Here is a 4,351-nt window from a genome sequence, read left to right on the forward strand (position 1 = left end):
GGCCGCGGGGCGAGGACCCGCGCGGCCACCGGACCCGGCGGCTCGGTCAGTACACCAGGCCCTGGGACAGGGCCTGCTTGGCGTTGCTCGACGTGAAGTGGCCGTCCTTGATGATGACCTTGGGCTGGACGCCGGTGGTGCCGTAGAAGTCCTGCAGCGCCTGGAAGGCGAGCGGGCCGAACCGCGGGTTGGTCTCGACGTCGGCGACGGCCTGGCCGGCGGCGACGTCCTGGACCAGTTGCGAGATGCCGTCGATGCTGACGATCTTGATGTCCTTGCCGGGGACCTTCCCGGCGGACTTGATCGCCTGGATGGCGCCGAGGGCCATCTCGTCGTTCTCGGCGTAGACGGCGTTGATGTCGGAGTGCGCCTGGAGCAGCTGCTCCATCACCTTCTGGCCGTCGGTCTGGGCGAAGTTGCCGGTCTGCGAGGCCACGATCTTCATGTTCGGATACTTGGCCTTGACCTGGTCCTCGAAGCCCTTGGTCCGGTCGGTGGTGACGTTGTTGCCGGGGCTGCCGGTCAGGATCGCCACGTGCGCGGCGCTGTTGGTGGCGCCGGCCAGGTCGTCGGCGGCTATCTGCGCCTGACCGTAGAAGTTCGAGCCGATGAAGGCGACGAAGTCGGTGCAGGCGGTGCCGGTGACGGTGCGGTCGATGGTGAGGACCGGGATCTTCTTGGCCTTGGCCTGGGCGAGCGCGGGGCCGAGTCCGTCGGAGTTCTCCGGGGCCACGATCAGGACCTTGGCGCCCTGGGCGATCATGTCCTCGATCTGCGAGTTCTGCGTGTTGACATCGGCGTTGGCGTTGCGCTCGATCAGCTTGACGCCCAGCTTCTTGGCCTGCGCCTCGATGCTCTTGGTCTCGGTGGCCCGGAAGGGGTTGCTGGTGGACTCCGACTGCGAGAAGCCGACCACCGTCTTGCCGTCGGTGATGTCGATCTTGGGGACACCGCCCCCGTACTTCTGGTAGGTGCAGGCGGGGCCGGCGGCGGAGGCGCTGGGCGAGGCGACCTGCTGGGCGGCCGCGGTGTTGTCGCCGGAACTCGCCTTGGAGCCGGAGGCCGAGTCGCTGCCGGAGTTGGTGCAGGCGGTCGCGGAAAGGCAGAGGCCGGCGGTGAGCACCGCGGCGGAGACGGCCTTGGCCCGGAGGGTGGCGTACATGCGCCGATCACATCCTCGTCGAAGCGGTCGGGAGGGGTGGAGTTCTTGCTGCGGAGCGAAGAGGAAACCAGCCGGGCGGGCTCGTGGGGCGACCTGGCCTGACAGGTTGGTACAACGATGTAGAGGAACAGTGGTGGATGGCTCGGAAAACTGTCAAGACATCAGTTCGGCTTCGTTGCGGACAACTTCCATCCAGCCATGGCCAGCAGCGCCTCGCACGACCCGAGTTAGGGGGACGGGGCGCCTTCGGCGGGCACAAGGGCTTCCCGAGGAGGCCCAAACCTGCAGCTCAACACGGTAGTTGAGGTTCCCCCACCGGGATCCGGAAGGCGGTGGAGAAGGTTTGCACCGATGGGTGGACATGACATCGATACTGTGCTGTCATCGTCCTGCCTCGGCTTTTCATCGTTGTAGGAAGTGTCCTTCAGGTCAGCCGTGTGGTCGGTGCCGGGCCACCGCGCGTTCCCCCCATGGCTCTTCCGGCAGTTCGACGCGCCCGCCACGCCCCGCGCGCACCTCCCTGCCCTTCACCGCTTTCCCCGAGCGGCTCCTCCAGGAGAACCGAATGACCCCAAGGAACGACAACGCCGGCCTGCCCGCGAACGGGTCCAACGTCCCCGGCACGCGAGCCGGTTCGGACTCCCCGGGCGGCTCCGGCGCGGCAGCCGGTGGACTCACCCGCCGCGGACTGATCAGATGGACCGGCGCGGCCGGCCTCGGTGCGGCCGGTGCCGGTCTGCTGCCGGGCCTCACCCAGCGCGCGCAGGCCGCCGAGCTGTCGGCAGACGGCACGGCCACCGCCTCCGCCGGTAACTCCCCCGGCGCGGTCGCCCCGGCCTTCGACCCGATCCGGCCGCCCGCCGTCCCGCTGGCCGTGCGCTCGCCCTACCTGAGCACCTGGCTGAACGCGGACGTGCCCAGCGGCCACTGGCCGGCGTTCTGGACCGGCCGCACCACCGCCATGGCCGGTGTCATCCGGGTCGACGGCACCAACTTCCTGTTCCTGGGCGCCCCGAGCGTCGCCGGCCATCCGATCTCCCGCGGCGCGGTGCAGCGCTCGCTGACGCTCACCGCGACACGCTCCGAGTTCGTCTTCGAGGCCGGTGGCGCGCAGCTGACCCTGACGTTCCTGTCCCCCGTGGAGCCGGGCGACCTGCGCCGCCAGTCGATGCCGCTGTCGTACATCGTCGCGGACGTGCGCAGCCTGGACGGCAAGGCGCACGACGTCGCGCTGTACTTCGACATCTCCGGCGAGTGGGCCTCGGGCAACTCCGGGACGAAGATCCGCTGGTCGCAGGAGCAGCTGTCCGGCTCGGGCGGTACGACGGCGACCTCGCTGACCTTCACTCCCGACAGCCCCGGAGTGCTCAGGGAGAACGGCGACATGGCGTCCTGGGGCACCGTCGTGTTCAGCGCCACCAACCGCTCCGGGCTGAGCTGGCAGATCGGCTCGGACACCGCCGTGCGCGCCACCGCCCTGGAGGGCAACGCGCTGGCCGACTCCGCCGACACCCGCCAGCCGCGCGCCATCAACGACAGCTGGCCGGTCTTCGCCTTCCGGTTCGACCTCGGCAGCGTCCACGACTCCACCCGCGCCCTCCTGTCGGTCGGCCACGTGCGCGAGCCCGCCGTCAGCTACCTCGGCGAGCAGCTGCCGCCGCTGTGGAAGTCGTACTGGTCGAGCTGGCAGGACATGGCCGGCTACTTCCACTCCGACGCGGCCGAGGCGCAGAAGCGGACCGCCTCCTTGGACCACAAGGTGCGCACGGAGGCGACGGCCGCGGGCGGCGCCAAGTACGCCGCGCTGTGCGCGCTGGCCCTGCGGCAGGCGTACGCCGGCACCGAACTGGTCAGCCGCAAGGGCAAGCCCTGGGCGTTCCTGAAGGAGATCTCCTCCGACGGCAACATGTCGACCATCGACGTGACCTATCCGGCGATACCGGTGTTCCTCTACCTGGACCCGGAGTACCTCGGCCTGATCCTGCAACCGCTCCTGGAGTACGCGGAGAACGGCGGCTGGCCCAAGAAGTTCGCCGAGCACGACCTGGGCTCCGGCTACCCGAACGCGAGCGGGCACAACGACGGCAACGAGGAGGACATGCCGGTCGAGGAGTCCGCCAACGCGGTGCTGATGACCGCCGCCTATCTGGCGCGCACCGGCTCCGCGGACGCCAAGGCGTTCGCCACCGCGCACTACTCGATCCTGAAGCAGTGGGCCGACTACCTGGTGGACAACGCCCTCGACCCGGAGAACCAGAACCAGACGGACGACTTCACCGGCTGGATCGCGCACAGCGCCAACCTCGCGCTCAAGGGCATCCTGGCCATCGGCGCCATGGGGCAGATCGCCACCGCGGCGGGCAACTCCGCCGACAGCTCGAAGTACGCGGGCATCGCCCGGGACTACATCGGCCAGTGGGTGGACAAGGCCCAGGACACCGACAAGGACCACCTCAAGCTCGCCTACGACCAGCCCGGCACCTGGAGCCTGAAGTACAACGGCTACCCGGACGCGCTGCTCGGGCTCGACCTGATACCCCGCGACGTGGCGCAGAAGGAGGGCGACTGGTACCTGTCGCAGGCGAACCAGTTCGGCGTGCCGCTCGACCTGCGGCACAGCTACACCAAGGGTGACTGGGAGATGTGGACGGCCGCGTGGCTGCGCGGCCACCCGGTGAGCGAGCTGCTGATCTCCAGGCTCTACGAGTTCGCGCACACCACGCCCTCGCGGGTGCCGTTCACCGACTGGTACGACACGGTGGCGGACACCCAGAGCGGCGGCTTCCAGGCCCGTCCGGTGGTCGGCGGCGTGTTCGCGCTGCTGAGCCTGCGCGGCTAGGACCTGGCCGGTCGGACGAGCGAGGAGACATGCCGGCGGGAGGGGGAGCGGCCGCTGCCACGCGCGCCGGCGAGCCACGGCCTGCGATGCGGGGTGCACCGGCGTGACCTGCCGCAGCGGCTCGGGGGACGGAAGACGGTCCACGAGCGTCATCGGCCGCGGTCGGCCGGGGGCCGGAACATGGGGACGGCCGCCGCGGCGGGTCCAGGCGGCGGCCGGGGGGGGGGGGGGCGGGCGCGGGCGGGGGGGCCCGGCGACCCCGGCGCGGCCCCCCACCCCGCCCCGCGCGCCCCCCCGCCCCCGCACCCCCGCTGCCCCGACGGGGGGGCGGGCGCGCTCGCAACGCGCCT

Annotated in this window: 2 protein-coding genes; one reads left to right on the forward strand and one right to left on the reverse strand. The window is 70.7% G+C overall.

Translation table 11 applies throughout. The features are described from left to right. Positions 1 to 46: 46 nt before the first annotated feature. Positions 47 to 1,162: an ABC transporter substrate-binding protein gene (locus tag ACWEN3_RS42325; RefSeq protein ID WP_452982829.1), complete on the reverse strand. Its 1,116-nt coding sequence runs from the start codon at positions 1,160 to 1,162 to the stop codon at positions 47 to 49. Positions 1,163 to 1,727: 565 nt separating this feature from the next. Between ACWEN3_RS42325 and ACWEN3_RS42330 the strand changes: the two genes are divergently transcribed. After that, on the forward strand, positions 1,728 to 4,001 hold the full coding sequence (locus tag ACWEN3_RS42330; RefSeq protein ID WP_452982832.1) for a glutaminase domain-containing protein: 2,274 nt from the start codon (positions 1,728 to 1,730) through the stop codon (positions 3,999 to 4,001). Positions 4,002 to 4,351 lie beyond the last annotated feature (350 nt).

This window comes from Streptomyces sp. NPDC004561 (genome assembly GCF_053602155.1).